This window comes from Alkalibacterium indicireducens (genome assembly GCF_039522005.1).
Taxonomy (GTDB): Bacteria; Bacillota; Bacilli; order Lactobacillales; family Carnobacteriaceae_A; genus Alkalibacterium; species Alkalibacterium indicireducens.
This window is the reverse complement of record NZ_BAAADA010000100.1, coordinates 1-16,684: the sequence shown is the minus strand read 5'-3', so window position 1 is coordinate 16,684 and position 16,684 is coordinate 1. Positions and strand designations below refer to the sequence as shown.

The following is a 16,684-nucleotide window of genomic DNA, read 5'->3' as shown; positions in this document are numbered from 1 at the left end:
GCTGGAGACATTTGACAAGAAAAAAAGCAATGTGATCCAGCAGTGTATTCACGTCTGCTGGATCACATTGCTTTTTTCGCCTCTTTTTTATCGGTATAGAATGCTTTTCTACACTTCATGGAGAAAAAAGAAAACTTAGTTTTCATAGGAAATCCTGGTGTAGGAAAAACGCATCTCGTTATCGCCTTAGGTATTGAGGCTTGTCATCAAGGATACCGCACGCTCTTTATTAGTTGTCATGAATTACTTTTACGTCTACGCTCTGCATTTGAGAAAGGGACAGTCGATCGTATCCTTAGAAGATACGCTCGGTATGACCTTTTAATCATTGATGAAATAGGGTATCTGCCGATTCAGAAGGTTGAAGCCAACCTCTTCTTTCAGCTCTTAACGATGCGATACGAACAGAAACCTACATTAATTACAACGAATATCATCTTGTCTCGGTAGTGCGAGCTATTTCAAAACACTGAAATAGCTGCTGCCATTCTTGATCGCCTCGTTCATCATGTAAAAGTCTTCAAGATTACCGGTAAATCTTATCGTATGAAAGGCAAAACATAAATAAAGAGCTAAACTAGACTGTCCAAAACTTACATTTTTATTCTGTCACAAAACTACAATTTTATACTGCCCTTGACACAGGGTTGACACCTTACAAAAGGTCTATTGTATTAGTACAAAGAGTGAATTGTTTTATTTGGGATTTTTGTACTATCCTGATTCATACATTTCTCTGATATTATATTACTCTCAGCTGTCTCTGTATACTGCACATAAGCTATAATGACACCCCAATAAACCCATTGCCATTCTATAATTATATTTGATGCAGACGATAGAGATGAGAATATGAAACTCACTACATAGGCAAATAAATATAATGAAGCAGTTTTTACAAAAGGATTCTTACTGTATTTATGAGATACATATAATTGTCTGAGAATATAAATATACATGATGATATATAATATAAATGTAATTAACCCGTACCCTGTCAAAATATCCATAAACCAATTGTGAATATTCGGTGCATCTACTTCAAGTACAGGATAATGTGTTAACCAATGCTCGACATTACCAGCACCTACTCCGAGACCAAAATGTTTTATAACATAAATAAATCCATTTATTATCATATTTATTCTATAGAGATTCGATCCTCCGTGGCTGATAAAAGCTTGCAGCTCGCCATATATGGCTTGACGAACAGACGAAAAAGCAAAAAAGACAATAATTCCTACTGAACTTAGTGTTAAAGTAGCATAAACTAAGTAAGTGATTACCCTTCGATTTAATACTTTTAAACAAACAATTGTAAGTATAAATACAATGAAAGCTAATTGATTACCTCTAGAACCTGTTCGATATAATAAGAGTATGGTTGCTAAAATTGAAAATATGCTTGTGAGTTTAAGCCAATTACTTTTGGAAAGCTTAAAGAATATACAAGAGAAAGGTATAATGGCAAAAATGACTGTAGAATAGTCATTAATATTGGCAAAAGTCGAATAAGGTAATCTTCTTCTCCAGCTAGATGCAAACTGAGCTGCTCGATTGCTACTTAACCTTGCCCACATATAATGATTGGTCGCAATTTCATAAATTCCAATAAGTTGGTGCAACACTATCATTAAGAAAACTATCAGAAACAACCGTTTAATGTCACTCTCGGTTTTAGCAAATGAACTTATAATGAAGATTGAGAACACTCCACAACCTACGAAGAATATACCGTTTACCCACCTCGAAATATCGCTAACCCATAATATCGAGATGACAGCTGAAAATAGCCAAAATAGATATATAAAACGGTACTGAAGTCTTTGCCTTTGAAACGTACTTTCAAGTATAGAATGATTTTGGAACATTAGAAGTGTCCCTAACCCAAATATAGTGAATAACATAATCCGGTACATTGAAACCTTCGCAATACCTATATCAATTGCTAAAATATGTGCACCTAAAAAAACGGATGCTACTAGCAAGTAAGTTAATTTTTTCATACGACACCTCAGTCAACATATCGTTATATCTCAACGATTTTCACCCTAACATTAGGATACAATTTCAAGTCTTTTCTTTGGGAATGATACCAATCTTTAGTCGTTTCATTTCTCTTAACTAAAAACACAAATTCATTGTACTGTTCACTAATAGGTAACTCTGAAATTTGTTTTGCAATTTTTACATTTTTTGAATCGTATTCTACTATTTTATCCTTTAAAGTCTGATCTAAATCATTTTCCGACAATACCACCAGAGAATCAAAGTCGCTGTTTAGAATATCAAATGCAACTTTATCAATTGAAGCCCCGCTATCTTCTTTCATATAAATTTCGTCGCTTGCCCATCCATAGGTAAATCCGTAATGAATTTTATTGCTTAGCAAGACTTTTAATACAGCTAAAAATATCCCAATACCAAATCCAATGACTATGCTCATAATTGCTTGAATTATAACATTTCGCATAGATATTTGACCAACAGTCAAAGATAAGTCATCCTCTTCAATGAAAGCTGGGTATGAAAGTATATAGACATCTTTATTACTAAAAAACTCTACTTCATTGTCTCCTAACCACTCTGTGTAAGCATCAGCTACTGCTAGATTTTCTTCATCTGATCCTATGTTAACAGTGATCTCCATTAAATTGCTTGAAGTATTTCTTTCGATGTTAATGGGGTCCTCAGGAGTATATATTGTATCATTTTCTTCAGCAAATTCTTCTAAAACTGTTACGATATCTACTTGTGTCATATTTTCAATTTCACGGATAACTTCTTCTTGAGTCAACATAATTTCAAGAAGATAAGAATTGGTGAAAGCACCTTGTAATTCTTGCTCTAAATAAATATCAAACCTTGCAGGAGTAGTAATTACTTCATCTTCATTACCTTCTTCTGTACTCTGAAAATCAGATTCCATAATAAACAATACTGCTACAGACAAAACTGAAATGATGACTGTGATTAATGTGATTAACCATTTTTCTTTTTTTATTAAATCCCATAATTCTAAGATAAATGTTTTAATGTCCATTATTTACTCCTCTATTATTTTTTCGCAAATTTGATTAAATCTTTTAATTCTTTATTAAAAGCTAAGGATACCAAAACAATATATACAAAGTAAATTAAAAATCCTAATAGTATATTAAATGATGTTGCAGTAATATAAAACACAATTAAATGACTTGCTAATAAAAGTAGTTCTTTATTAGAACTTTTTAAGTAACTATATTCTACCCTAGTCGCATAGATAAACCAAAAAATGTAACAAAAAGTAGTGGCAAATGCTATAGCTAATAAATTTTGAGTGATCAGATAGACTAGTCCAACTAGAGCAAATGAGGATGCAGCAAAGATGAGACTGTCTTTAAAATATTTCATTTCGCTTCGTCGAGATCTATATAGATTGGCAATCAATATTTTAGATACCATAATATAAGGAATCGCTATAAATGTCACTGATAATAATGATAAAGAGTCTATATAGTCAGTCAGAAAGAATTCTATTATTCCTTTAAATACAAAGAAACCTAGTCCTCCAAACACACCTAAAAAAATAGAAATACGCTTTGTCAAGCGTAACATATCTCTATCTTCTTTTTTGGAAATTATATTATAAAAGACCATTCCGACAGCATTAACTATGAGTAAAATTACATTTAAAATTGAACTTTGAAAGGAATACTGAGCGAACTCTTCAATGCTAAAACCAAAATTAACCACCAAACTCCCAACATTTCCAACAAAAGTTAGAGACATGTTAGCAATTAAGATGAAAAAGCCTACTTTAAATATTGAAAATTTATTTTTGAAATTCCAAGTTGAACTAAATCCATATTCTTTATAAAATACGTACTCATAATATAACAACACAAGAAGGAAACTCAAGACGCTCATGAATATGTAGACGAGATAGTTTTCAGATCTTAATACAAATATTCCAAACAAGAGGAAGCCTACATAAAATATACTTTTATAAATATTTCCATTCGCAAACACTTTGAAATTCCCGACTGCTTGGGAAAAGTTTTGATGATAGGTTTTTATAGTAATAAACAGTGTTGAACAGGCAAAAAATGCAATAATATAATCTTGCATGATCAGTCCATATATAATCATTGGTAAAAAGATTATAATCTGAAACACCCTGATAAAATTATGCTCAGAATGCACTTCTTCCCTATTAACTTTGTCCGCATCTACCCCTCCATATTTAATGTATATTCCATCATTAAATCCTAGATTAAACAAATAAACAAAGCTTAAATAGAGGGTATATTCTTTGTAGTGACCATAAGCAGCCACAGATAACACCGCAGGCAATATAAATCCTACGATAAAACTACTTCCAAAATTAGCTATATTAGCTATAGTCACTCTTAAAATATTTTTAAACAATATTATAATCTCCCTTAGATTAAAACGGTAATTAATTCTACTATCTAAATCGATTGATATTATACTTTGCTAAGCTGGCTACGTAATAACTATATTGATTTTTACTAAAAATTCTGCCCAGTTTGTTACCAGGATTGAACGGAAATTCAAGTAGTTCCGGCCATTTTTTTTCAATAATCTCTTTATGAAAAGAACGACTAGTTCGCTCCTCTCTAGAAATACTTATCCATAATTTAATTAGATAACGGCAATTAAAGATATAAAATGGATTTGAAAATACGTCATAATTATTAGCATTTTTAGGCAGCCAACGTCCAAATCTATACTCCCAGAAAAATAAATCAAATTTAGACACATTATAATCATTTTCAGCATCTTTTATCCACTTTTTTATATGCTTTTTGTTATTCTTAGAATAATTATGTGTTTTAGTGTTTAAATAAAATAATGTCGCCAATTTTTCTGAATAATTTTTCCCAAAGTTACTTTTCACAATTGGAATTATATCACCTGCTAAGAAGTGCCTATGTGATAGAGAGGATTCGGATAATGAAAATCCATTTTCGAGAATTCTTTCATTCTGCTGATGATCTAAAATTTTTGTCAGTTTACTTAAAGCGGTCTTTTCAATTGGGATACGTTCAATAGCATGGTGTTCTAAATTTAATTTTTCTGACATTTGTTTTGGTACTACTAAGTCCCAGTTCTCTTCATCGCCTTTATCATAAAAAGTATATAACGGTATATCAGACATATGGTCTTTCATTAAGGCTAGCAACAATCTACTATCTAAACCCGATGTGATAGGTAAGGAAAATTTGTACTCTTTCACAAATCTTTCAGTTAGATTGTCCATTACATTTATTGTTTCATCTAGAACAAAATCAAAACTTTTTTCAGACTGCTTTTCATTTGGATAATATCTAAACATCTCCATTTTATTTACATTTAATAAATGGTTTGGAATCAATGTCTTAACATTATTGTACATCGTTATATTATAAGGAAGAGGGTGTTGCTCTTCCGCCTTACTTTTTATTTCTAGAGATTCTTCAGACAAAAGTGTATTAGTCAATTTTCCAATTAAATGAGTAGTAGACGAAATATATAAATCTTGTTCATCGGAATAGAAGTTTACCGGAATGGTACACGTTGCGTCTGGTAGGATCTGCGTAGAATTTTCATAACTCCTAATTATTATATATCTTCCTACTAAATAATCACTGTATTCAATTACTTCGGAGAGAGTATTCATTTCAGACATTTCTTTACAAATATCGATTAAATCTAAGTCTACATTTTTACAATGTACTGCATGACCTAATATAATAATTTTTGAATCACCGTTAAAGAAATGTGAGACTTGCAAATCATTGTAATGTAGATAAATGTCATTCGTCTTTAAAATATTCTTAAAACTATTATTTTTTTTTTTAGACATTAAATATAGCTTATCCATTTAGTTTCTCCTTTTATCCATGTCATTTACTCTTTCTCCAGGCTCTTAATCATATATCTTTTTACTTCCTTATTTAAAAATTTATTATATAGGCTTGCGGATGTATCATTTGTAAACTTTCCTTCAATCAGTCTTTTTTCAATAGTACTACTTTCTATATTAACAGGTCTAAAACTTTTTATGCTCTCTACCCATTGCTTTTTATCCTGTATGGAAAGGTAGTTTACTAACCCTAAACCTAAATCACATTCTTTAGTTATAGTATCTGATAGTAAGGAAGTAGTAGAAGCAGCTTGAGCTTCTATTACTACTGTTGGTAGTCCTTCATTCAATGATGGTAATACAAATATATCCATCATTTCAAAAAGATTCGGTATATCATCTCTATAACCTAAAAAAATAACATTTTTTTCAAGTTTTAAATCTTTAACACGTTGTTCAATTTCGTTTTTTAACAATCCTTCTCCGGCAAAAAACCATACAAAATCTATATTTGACTCTTTCAAATCTTTTATTATTTCTACCATAAATTTATGATTTTTTAATTCTCTAAACCTTGCAATGCTACCTATAACTAAACGGTTATCATCAATACCTAAAATGTCTTTTTTTAGTTGCTTACTATCTCTTTTATAACTGAACTCTTCATAATTAATGCTATTAGGTATATGAACAATGTCGTTTTTCAAAGCTTCTTTTTCCCCAAAGATATTAATTGAAGCTTTTATACCACATGATAGTTTCTCTTTTGAAAGCGAGCGATTGACCCATTTTTTTAATTTCTCTTGTAAGAAATTGTTTTTTAATTGAGGAGCAGCAGTATGTGCATGAATAACGAACCGGTGTAGTTTATTCTTTTTAGCTATAAGGTAAAAAGGAATGGCTTTTATTCCATAAACATGAGAATGAATTAAAGTGTCTTCTGGCAACTTATTCATTATACTGTTTACTTCATTGTAAAAAAATTTTGATCCTTTTTCTTTAGGATTAGTTATTTTATAAACTTTTCCACCTGTCTCTTCAATCAATCGTTCGAAATCAGAGCTAGTATCATCAAATGTGATGACGTCAAATGGTACATCTTGATCTGCAAAAGCTTGAGCTTTATTAGCTATAAAAGCAGAAATTCCTCCGCCATATCCACTCATTATATGCAGTACCCGAGGACATTTATGTGTATGTCTCACTAGTCATCTTCCTTATATCAAATATTTTTGTAAATAGATTTAATTTCTCTAGAAATATTATTCCAGTCAAATTTTTTGTATGCCTTCAAAGCATTATGGGATAGTTCATCATATTCCTTCATTATTTTCACTACTTTAGCAGCAATACCACTAACATCTGTAGGGTTAACCCCATATCCGACATGACCTTCTTTAAACTGTCTATAAAAGCCTTGGTCTTTAGTGTAAATAATGGGTAGTCCTTGACTCATAGCCTCAGGGTAAACTAATCCAAAAGTCTCCTGATATGAAGGTAATATAAATATATCATTATCCCTATAAAGATCTATAAGATTCTCCATCGGAACGAATTCATGTAAGTTTATCTTTATTGCGTAGTCCTTTTGAAGTTCTTTAGCGTACTCTTTATCACGAAACTTTCCAACAAGTGTGAGTGTGACATCCATGTCAAATTCATTTTTCAAATGCTCTGCTACTTTAATAGTAGTCAATTGATTCTTACGCTTTTGTACTTCTCCTACAGATATTAAGTTAATCTTGCTATCTGTATTTAAACTTTTTTGATTCCCTTCATTAGTAAACCAAAATTCATCAATTCCGTTTGGAATGATGGATGAGTTTTTTAAAATATACTCTTTTAAGCGAGTATTGTTAATATATTTTTCTAGTAGTTCTAACCTTTGAGTTTCCGAAAGAAATATAATGTGTTTAGCATTCTCCAATATCTTTCTGCCTCTGCGCCTAAGATTTAATCTTAATTTAAAAAATCCATCTAAATCCGTATACCCTCTAACTGTGACTACGTATGGAACATTATATTTTAATTTTAATTGATACGCAATATTCCCATCAGTAAATAGTGTATGTGCATGGGTCATGTGATAATCTTTAGGGTTTAGAGTCTGAAGTAATTGATGAAGTATTTTCCTTTGCTTCCACATAAAAAAGTATCGATCAATATGCTTAAATGCAACCGGATTATATACATTATATTTGGAGTCAAATTTAATTTCTTCATTTTTTTCGAACTTCATTGGCATAAAAACTGTATTAGTGATATCTTTTGATTCCAGTTTTTCCAGTAAACTTTCATGTAATTTAGATGTTAAATAATTAGAATTAATATGAAGAACCTTCACTAAATCATTCCTTTCGAACTAAACTCTTCTTAATACTGCATTCATCACATAAAAACCAAAATAATATAAAGCTTTATGCAAAGGTAGATTTTCTAAGTTTCTATAGGTATTCCATGTTCTTTTTAATGCTTGTATTCTATTACTAGATAATGAGGATGGTACACTTCTATATTGATTTAAAACGTCATCAAGTAGGTAAGCATATTCGTGACTCCTTAATATTTTTAGCCACGTCGCAGTGTCCTGTCCTTTACGTACAAGAGGCATTTTAAATTCACCAATAATACGTTTATCTATCATAACTGTACTGCATGCAATGGCAGTGTTTTTTAAGAGCCCGGTATAATTTAGTTTTTTAGGCAATTGTACATCAGCTTTTTTTAAGGACCCATCTTCGTTTATCAAATCAAATTTAGTATAAGTAAACCCCAGAGTGTTTTTTGTCATAAATTTTACTTGTTTTTCTAATTTTGAATTATACCATTTATCATCACTATCTATAAAAGCAATAAAAGCTCCTTGTGCCTTTTCTAAACCCGTATTTCTCGCTACAGCAGCTCCACTGTTTCTTTCTAATTTCACATACTTAACGCGATTATCTTTCAGAGCAAAGTTATTTATAATTTTTGCACTAGCATCAGTAGAGCAATCATCAACTAAGATATATTCAAAATTTTTATACGTTTGTGCTAATACTGAGCTTATTGTTTCACCTAAATATTTTTCAGCATTATAGACAGGAGTTATGATTGAAACTAAGTTCTTAGTCATTTTAATTCTTCTCTCTTTATATTAATTCTAAATTATTTTAGTATCTTGATATCATCAGGAAGAGGTTCTGTCTTTAAATTCACTAGTTCTTCTTCGTCTACCCCTTGTGAAGAAACTTTATCAAATAAAATTTTAATTGTTTGAAGCATTATTTTAACATCAAAAAGCAATGAATACTTTTGTATATATAATAAATCAAAATTGAGTTTACTGTTAAAATCACTTGCATACTTACCGTATACCTGAGCAAAACCAGTAATTCCTGCTCGAATATTGTGTCTGAGATCATAATACTTGTTTTCATTGACGAATTGTTCTACGAAAAATGGACGTTCCGGTCTTGGCCCAACTAAAGACATGTCACCCTTTAGTACGTTAAAGAGTTGAGGCAGTTCGTCTATTCTTAAAGACCTTAAATACTTACCTACCATCGTCACACGTGTGTCATTTGCTGATGCTAAGACTGGACCAGAATCTCTTTCTGCTGTTGTACTCATTGTTCGGAATTTCAAAATATTAAACTCTCTTTGATTTTTAGTTATTCTAACTTGTTTATATAGTATAGGACCTTTTGAAGTAAGTTTAATTATGATCGATGTAATAATCATAATAGGTGATGTTACAATAATCATCGCTAAAGAAATCAAGAAATCTATTATACGCTTGATCAAGTCTTCTTCAGGTGAAATTTTGAATTCGTTTATTTCAATAATACTTTCATCTTCAATATTCATAATATTTGGATTTATTAATACTAAATTCTCAAAAGAAGTAGATAGAAATAGTTGCTTATTGTTCCTAATTACAAGCTCATAAATTTCTGTTCGAACCTTCTCATCTATATGCTTGGCTATATAAATAATATCAACATGATTAATCGAAGATTGAACATTTTCAAAATAATTATCTAAAGCAACAGCAGTAACCTTATGTCGATTATTTTTAGCTTGATTTATATTAAATATAGCTCTTTTACAGCTTATTTCATCACCAATCACCAGCACATTCTTAGTTCCATCAACTTTAAGATACAATTGAAACACTATCAATCTCCATATAGTCAATAAAACGCTACTTATGATAAAGCTTATTAATATAATAGTTCTCGGAAAAGTAAACAATCTACCGAAGAAAGTCATAGCCATTATTAAAATGCTCATGAAGAACTGTACTATAATGGTCAAGTAGACGAAATCAGTTCTTTGTTTATTATACATCACATAATTTCCAAACATTATATTTAAAAATATAAATGCGAGAAATATAAAAGGTCGTGCACTTTCATACGCAATGTAGTTAAACTGAGGGATGTTCCAATCATAACGTACTAAAAAGGATAGTACGAAAGACAAATGAAATAACACCACATCAGTAATTACTATAAATAGCTTTTTTGTATTATTAAACCCGCTCGATTTTTTCATGAGGGGACCTCCTAGCATTTTTTATATCAGTATCTTTCTTTCCATTCATATATATTAAAATGAAAAGAAGTAAGAACCAGAAACTTGGACCTAAATAACTGCCTCTACTGATATTAAGCATTAAAAACAATGTTCCCAGTATAACTGAATTTTTAAAGATCCATACATTGAGAATAATAAATGGAATTAATCCGAATAAACCTAAATCAGATAGCATGTAGGCAAAGTTATTAGTAATGACTGGTGTATGATTGATGCCATTCCCTATCCACCATTTGTCTCTCTCGACATACATCCAACTTTGAACTAATCGAATATAAGCTGATCCATCTGTGCCAGAAATAATATTAATAGTTCTTTGGATGAATGTTTCATATATATAGTCTCTAAAAATGAACAGCACAACTGAAATAGTCAGTATAGATATAAGCAGATACACCTTGTTTAAGTTTCCTATATTATTATTTTTGAGTAAAAATATAGATAAAATTATGAATAACGTAATGACCATACTATAGCTAAATGTTAAAAAAACTCCTAAACATAATATGATAATAATAGGAACATTTTTCAAAGTTACTTTGAAAAATGATAAATTAGCAGTTAGTACAATTAATAAATAGTGCCCTAAGTGAGCTGGTTCAGAAAAGATACTTCTCATTCTAATAAAGTCAGAATTCCCACTGAAATAATAGCTTCTATAATCATCTCGAGTAAAACTCCAAAAAAAACGATATGGGTACTCATGGTTATTGTATATTGAAAAGACTATATATAGACCAACCGTAATCACTAATATAGCTAATATATTGTTTATAATTAAAAATCTTTCTTCAAAGCTATTTCTTTTTATATAATTGTAGAAAAATGTCACTACAAAAAGATAAAAAATTAGCTTAATACTAGCTTGTAGTGTTGTACGATAAAAATAAGGCTCTATATTTAAAAAATCTCGTAAAAAAGCATGAAAAACTATTAATCCTATTATTAAAGAAATAGTTTGAATCTGGCACTTACTTAATCTCAATTGACCAACAACAAAAAGAATCGGTAGGATTGCCATGATAATAAATTCTGCAAAAGAGAAATAATATAAAGACCAATCGGCTAATACAAAAGCTAACCCTAATAATACTAAAACAATCGTTCCATATTTATGCTGTTTTTCCTCATGGTAATTTACCCATTGTTTAACCATATGAATTATATTCATGGTATTCCTTTCCTCTCATTAATCCCTTTTACATAAAGTCTTTTAATGCTTTAACAATCATTGCACTAGCCGTACCATCACCGTATGGATTTAATGCCTCGGCCATTCTAATATATTCTTTTTTATCAGTCAACAAATTGGACACATGAACATAGACTGAATCCGTTTCAGTGCCGATTAGTTTAAGTGTACCGGCTTCTAAACCTTCAGGACGCTCTGTTTTGTTTCTAAGGACTAAAACTGGCTTGTTTAAGGTCGGAGCTTCTTCTTGTAAGCCTCCTGAATCAGTTAATACTAAATACGCTTGATCAATTACTTTATGAAAAACATCCACTTCGAGGGGTTCTACTAAATGAATTCTATCATTATTACCTAGAACTTCATTGGCTAGAGCTTGTACCTTTGGACTTAGATGTACCGGCATAAGTATCTCTACATTTGAATTTTTTTCAGTTATGTCGACTACAGCTTTAAACACATTTTTCATAGGTGTGCCATAATTTTCTCTTCGATGCATAGTAAGGACTATCCATTTTTGATCCGATTTATGTTTCATTAAATCTAGAACTCTGTGTTCAACTCGAGTGTTTTTTATATAATGTACTGCATCAATAACAGTATTTCCTGTTACCACAATTCTTGACTGTTTTTTGTTTTCCAATAATAAATTTTGTTCTGTAGCTTTCGTTGGCACAAAGTATAAGTCAGCTAAATTATCAATTAACTGTCTATTTCCTTCTTCTGGAAATGGATTATCGTGATCATAGGTTCGAAGACCTGCTTCAACGTGTCCCACCGGTATACGCTGATAATAGGCAGCTAAGGCAGCTGAAAAACTCGTTGTAGTATCCCCATGAACAAGTACCATATCGGGCTGTTCTTTTTTAAAAATACCTTCTATCCCTTTTAGAACATCGGTGGTAATATCCGATAGGCTTTGGTTTTTCTTCATTATATTTAAATCATAATCAGGAGTGATATAAAATACCTTAAGAACTTGATCCAACATTTCTCTATGTTGGGCCGTTACTATAACTACTGGCTCGAAGAAGTCCTTATGTTTATTCAATTCTAGAATGACGGGGGCCATTTTAATTGCTTCTGGTCGAGTCCCAAAAACGACCGCAACTTTCTTCCTCATTTCTTTATTCTCCCATTCTGTTATTCTTTACACTCTATTTTAATCAGGCATCATTCTACCATAAAAAGACCCTTTACCGTTAGGAGTTCTTAAAATTGTTATCTTCCGGTAAAGGTGTCATCACTTCTTATTTATACGGTGGTTTACTTTAGACAAGATTAAATACACTTTATCTATCAGTGTAATACTTTCTAAACCTCTTAACTTTCTCTTATTCTCAGGAAGTACAGGACTTTCTTTCAAACCGTTGTATATAGAAAGTAACTGTCGTTTGATGAATGTTTTCTGCAAGGGATTCATTTTTTTACTTTCATACTCTATTTCTAATGCTTTAAACACTTTTAAATAAGAGTCAAAAGATTTTAATTTATGTGTGTCGGTATTTTCTGTCATAGTTGAAGCCAAACGGTAGCGTCTGTGGTATAAAGCTTCATTTAAATAGGACATACTTTCAACAGAGACAAAGAGGCGTGTCGTAAAGTACTCATCTTCATGTAAGACCCCTTCTAAGAAAAACAAGTTGTGTTGATCAATGACTTCCTTTTTTACTAAGTATAAGCAAGGTGAAGCAGAGTAACTCTTTCTGTTCTTTTCTAAGAGCTCTTCTCCAGTATAGACGGCTTTGTCTTTTAAGACGTGAGAAAAATCATAATTCCCTTCTTCTTTTGGAGCCGATCCGCCTTCGTAAAAGGCTGCTCCGTTAAAACGAACCAAATCCAACTTTTCTGCCTCTGCTTGCTTAACGAGTCTTTCAATGGCATTCGGTTCAATCCAGTCATCGGAGTCTACAAAATAAATGTACTCGCCTTTAGCAAGCTTTATACCTTGATTACGCCTTGCTCCCTGCCCTTGATTCGTATCGTTTTCGATAATTTGAATGTGACTTTCATATTGTCTCATTAAATAACGTGTTGCATCAGTTGAGGCATCATCCAAAACAATGATTTCTATATTTTTATAACTTTGGTTCAGTAAGGAGTCGATGCATTCTTCTATATAACGTTCGACATTATAGGCTGGAACAATAATGCTGACTAATGGCTGATTCATTTAAAAGTTCCTTTCCTTAACTCTGTCCTCTAGCTTGTTTCACTTCGGTAAGCAGTCGTTTCATTTCCCCAGTCATTAGTAGTCCTACTAGCCATACGACTACGAATAAGCTACCTTTAATTAGAAGGTTGATGAAAATAGAGAAGTTCAGTTCTGGCAAGAAGTAAAAGACAATAGCTTGCATAACTGCCATGATGAATGGTTTTTTCAATACACTTAAGAATTCAAATAAAGTTGATTTAAACATGATTTTCATCAGCAAAATGTTAGCTTGTATAAAGTTTAAACTGAAGGCTAGGACTAAAAACAGAGCGACGTATTCGATTTGTCCAAGCATGACACCAATAACAATTCCTATGACATTGAAGACTGTTGAAAGAATACCGGACAGTAATAAAAGATCCGTTCTGTTGCCTGACTGGAAAATCCCGCCTGTACTGGACAAAATCATTTGAATCCAGACGGATAAAGCTAAAATCTGGAATACTGGCACACTATTCCCCCACTGTGTCCCAAATAGGAAAAACAAAACATCCTGTGCGGAGAAAAATAAGAAAATCGATAAAGGTAGTCCAATCGTAGCGAGTAGGTTGGAAATTCTTAAATAGACCCGTTTAATTCGTTCTTTCTCATCCTCGTAATCGGATAAAATCGGATGAATCACTGATGTCACTAAACTGGTTAATATTTGGTTCGGATAAAGAGACACTTGGTAGGCACTGTCATAATAAGCCAATGCACTAGCCGAGAAGTATCTTCCGATTAATAAACTATCTAAGTTTCTAGAAAAATAATTAATAAAATTAAATAAGAACTGGTTGCGTGAAAAGGCGAATATTTTTTTGAGCGGCGCCCAACTAAACTTCCATCCTATTTTAACATGTGTTTGACTATAAAATACGATGAATAACGTGAAAGCTTTGGCTGTATTTCCTATAATAATGGCATAATAGCTGTAGCCTAACAGCGCCAAAATAATCGATACGATGCCTGAAACAATCGCACCTGATACCGTCGTTAAGTTAACGAGTTTAAACTTTTTCTCCCGAAGGAGTATCGACTGCGGCACGACTAGTATACCGTAAAAGAAGACGGCAATAGCGAGAATCATACTGATTGGGATAAATACTGGGTTGCCGTAGAATAAACTCATGGGGTAACCTAAGAAAACAAAGAGTATGCTCAGGCCAATCGCTACGTATAGGCTGAAAGAAAATATAGAATTCACTTCTTTGTTACTTAAATCTTTGTTCTGAATAATAGCTGGTCCTATTCCAAAGTCAGCTAATAACTGAAAAAAGACTAGGAATATGTTAACGGCTGAGACAATTCCGTACTCATTAGGAGCCAGCAACCGTCTTAAAAAGGCTTGTACAAGGAGCTGCACGATGACAATGGAGTATTTTCCCATTGCCGTGTACATGATACCTCTTTTAAATTGATCGAACATAGTGCAAAAACTCCTGTCTGTGCGCGTTAATTATGATTTGTTAGTAATTAGTTTCTAAAAAACGATTTGATTTTAGTAAAAGGCTTTGTATACTTGGCCGCAGCCAGATTCCTGGTTTTCATCAGGAAGAGTGCATTTCGGTGGTGTCCCGTCTTCATTTCGTAAAGCAAAGCATATCTGAACGGATTCTTCTCGTCTTTCTTTCCGGGAACGATTTTGTTCTTGCCTATATCGTTCCACAATTCAGTCAGCCGGTCCACTTTCTCTTCAGTTGTAAACGGACAGTCCGGATGAACAAGGTTAGCAGTTTCAAGATAAATGACATTGAAATACTCTTCCGCAATCAGATCCTTAAACTCTTCCGCTTCTTCCCATTCTATAATGAGTGACTCGAAAGATTTTGCAATGTTCAGCTCAAGATCGAACCGGTCTTCTCGGTAGCGGTTCACTGCGGATCCCTGATGAGTGACATAATGATAGTAGGCCCGGCGATTAATGGTCACAGATTCAAGATGCTTGTAGACTTCAATGTTGAAGAGCGCGTCCTGTCCCATTCGCTGATTAGTGAACTTAATATTATTCTTTGTTAGAAATTCCTTACGGTACAGCTTATTCCATAAAGCATACGGCGAGAAATGATAGAAGTTCCTGAAATGCTTACGGAAATCTTTCTGCGTATCCATCTGCGGCAGTCTCGGCAGTCTGACTTCACGTGTGTCGAGTCTGCCTGCTTTTTCCTGAGTGTAGCCGAAGACGATAATGTCTGTTTCACGTTGTTTGACGAGCGCCAGATTATCTGCAAGCAGTCGGTCACTGAAATAATCGTCTGGATCAGCGAAGTAGATGAACTTCCCGCTGGCCTGCTTCATCCCTGCATTTCGTGCCGGACCAGATCCCTGGTTCTCTTGATTGATGACGGTGATCAGGAGCGGCTCTTTTTCTGCATAGGCTTCACAGATCTCTTTGGATCCGTCTGTCGATCCGTCGTTCACCAGAATGATTTCACCGATGACTTTTTTTTGGGCTAAAGCCGATTCAATCGCGCGAGGCAAATGCTCTGCTACATTGTACACCGGCATAATAATGGAAACATCGAACATAAGATGGCGCCCTTTCATAAGGTAGTTTTGAATACAAGGTTGCTAGTGCTCTGATTAAAGCAATCTTGAGATATTATACCACACAGATTAAGCTTTCAAACAATTTTCATTGTTTCTTAATAAAGATTCTGACACTTGTTCATAACTTGTCATATTGTGTCAGACCTGAGCAGACTGCGGAATCCATGAATGTATACTGAGTTTTCTTTGTCTGTTCATGTGCCATGGTGCTTTAGATATATAAGTTCCTTTCTATTTTGGTCAATCGAGTAGGAGGTAAATAATTAATTTATTTACCGTCCTCTCACACCACCGTACGTACGGTTCCGTATACGGCGGT

General features: G+C 32.8%; 13 protein-coding genes and 1 pseudogene. 1 reads left to right on the top strand and 13 read right to left on the bottom strand.

Annotated features, from left to right (window positions below):
* Nucleotides 1-114 precede the first annotated feature (114 nt).
* Nucleotides 115-564, top strand: a pseudogene (locus ABFX15_RS06160) (ATP-binding protein); the annotation flags it as partial.
* A 110-nt stretch (nucleotides 565-674) separates the two neighbouring features.
* On the opposite strand, the gene ABFX15_RS06155 reads toward ABFX15_RS06160, so the two are convergent.
* The 13 genes from ABFX15_RS06155 to ABFX15_RS06095 form a co-directional block, all read right to left on the bottom strand.
* The gene (locus ABFX15_RS06155) at nucleotides 675-2,006 is read right to left on the bottom strand and encodes an O-antigen ligase family protein (RefSeq protein WP_346024597.1); all 1,332 of its coding nucleotides are present in this window, start codon (nucleotides 2,004-2,006) and stop codon (nucleotides 675-677) included.
* A gap of 23 nt (nucleotides 2,007-2,029) precedes the next feature.
* Nucleotides 2,030-3,043: a YveK family protein gene (locus ABFX15_RS06150; RefSeq protein ID WP_346024596.1), complete on the bottom strand. Its 1,014-nt coding sequence runs from the start codon at nucleotides 3,041-3,043 to the stop codon at nucleotides 2,030-2,032.
* Nucleotides 3,044-3,057: 14 nt separating this feature from the next.
* Nucleotides 3,058-4,410, bottom strand: coding sequence for an MATE family efflux transporter (locus tag ABFX15_RS06145; protein WP_346024595.1), 1,353 nt, complete (start codon nucleotides 4,408-4,410; stop codon nucleotides 3,058-3,060).
* 40 nt (nucleotides 4,411-4,450) lie between these two features.
* A complete protein-coding gene (locus tag ABFX15_RS06140) occupies nucleotides 4,451-5,869 on the bottom strand; it encodes an asparagine synthetase B family protein (RefSeq protein WP_346024594.1) in 1,419 nt (472 codons plus the stop codon).
* 26 nt (nucleotides 5,870-5,895) lie between these two features.
* On the bottom strand, nucleotides 5,896-7,056 hold the full coding sequence (locus ABFX15_RS06135; protein WP_346024593.1) for a glycosyltransferase: 1,161 nt from the start codon (nucleotides 7,054-7,056) through the stop codon (nucleotides 5,896-5,898).
* Nucleotides 7,057-7,073: 17 nt separating this feature from the next.
* Nucleotides 7,074-8,195: a glycosyltransferase family 4 protein gene (locus ABFX15_RS06130; RefSeq protein WP_346024592.1), complete on the bottom strand. Its 1,122-nt coding sequence runs from the start codon at nucleotides 8,193-8,195 to the stop codon at nucleotides 7,074-7,076.
* Between the two features lie 18 nt (nucleotides 8,196-8,213).
* Nucleotides 8,214-8,966, bottom strand: coding sequence for a glycosyltransferase family 2 protein (locus tag ABFX15_RS06125; protein ID WP_346024591.1), 753 nt, complete (start codon nucleotides 8,964-8,966; stop codon nucleotides 8,214-8,216).
* 32 nt (nucleotides 8,967-8,998) lie between these two features.
* Complete coding sequence (locus ABFX15_RS06120; protein ID WP_346024590.1) at nucleotides 8,999-10,390, bottom strand: sugar transferase; 1,392 nt, start codon at nucleotides 10,388-10,390, stop codon at nucleotides 8,999-9,001.
* Nucleotides 10,368-11,588 (bottom strand): hypothetical protein, encoded by a 1,221-nt coding sequence (locus ABFX15_RS06115; RefSeq protein WP_346024589.1) that lies wholly within the window; start codon nucleotides 11,586-11,588, stop codon nucleotides 10,368-10,370. Before ABFX15_RS06115 ends, ABFX15_RS06120 begins: the two co-directional genes overlap by 23 nt.
* Before the next feature lie 43 nt (nucleotides 11,589-11,631).
* Nucleotides 11,632-12,744, bottom strand: coding sequence for a non-hydrolyzing UDP-N-acetylglucosamine 2-epimerase (gene wecB / locus ABFX15_RS06110; protein ID WP_346024588.1), 1,113 nt, complete (start codon nucleotides 12,742-12,744; stop codon nucleotides 11,632-11,634).
* Between the two features lie 120 nt (nucleotides 12,745-12,864).
* Nucleotides 12,865-13,794 (bottom strand): glycosyltransferase family 2 protein, encoded by a 930-nt coding sequence (locus ABFX15_RS06105; RefSeq protein WP_346024587.1) that lies wholly within the window; start codon nucleotides 13,792-13,794, stop codon nucleotides 12,865-12,867.
* Nucleotides 13,795-13,810: 16 nt separating this feature from the next.
* A complete protein-coding gene (locus ABFX15_RS06100; RefSeq protein WP_346024586.1) occupies nucleotides 13,811-15,244 on the bottom strand; it encodes a lipopolysaccharide biosynthesis protein in 1,434 nt (477 codons plus the stop codon).
* A gap of 47 nt (nucleotides 15,245-15,291) precedes the next feature.
* Nucleotides 15,292-16,362 (bottom strand): glycosyltransferase family 2 protein, encoded by a 1,071-nt coding sequence (locus ABFX15_RS06095; protein WP_346024585.1) that lies wholly within the window; start codon nucleotides 16,360-16,362, stop codon nucleotides 15,292-15,294.
* Nucleotides 16,363-16,684: the final 322 nt, after the last annotated feature.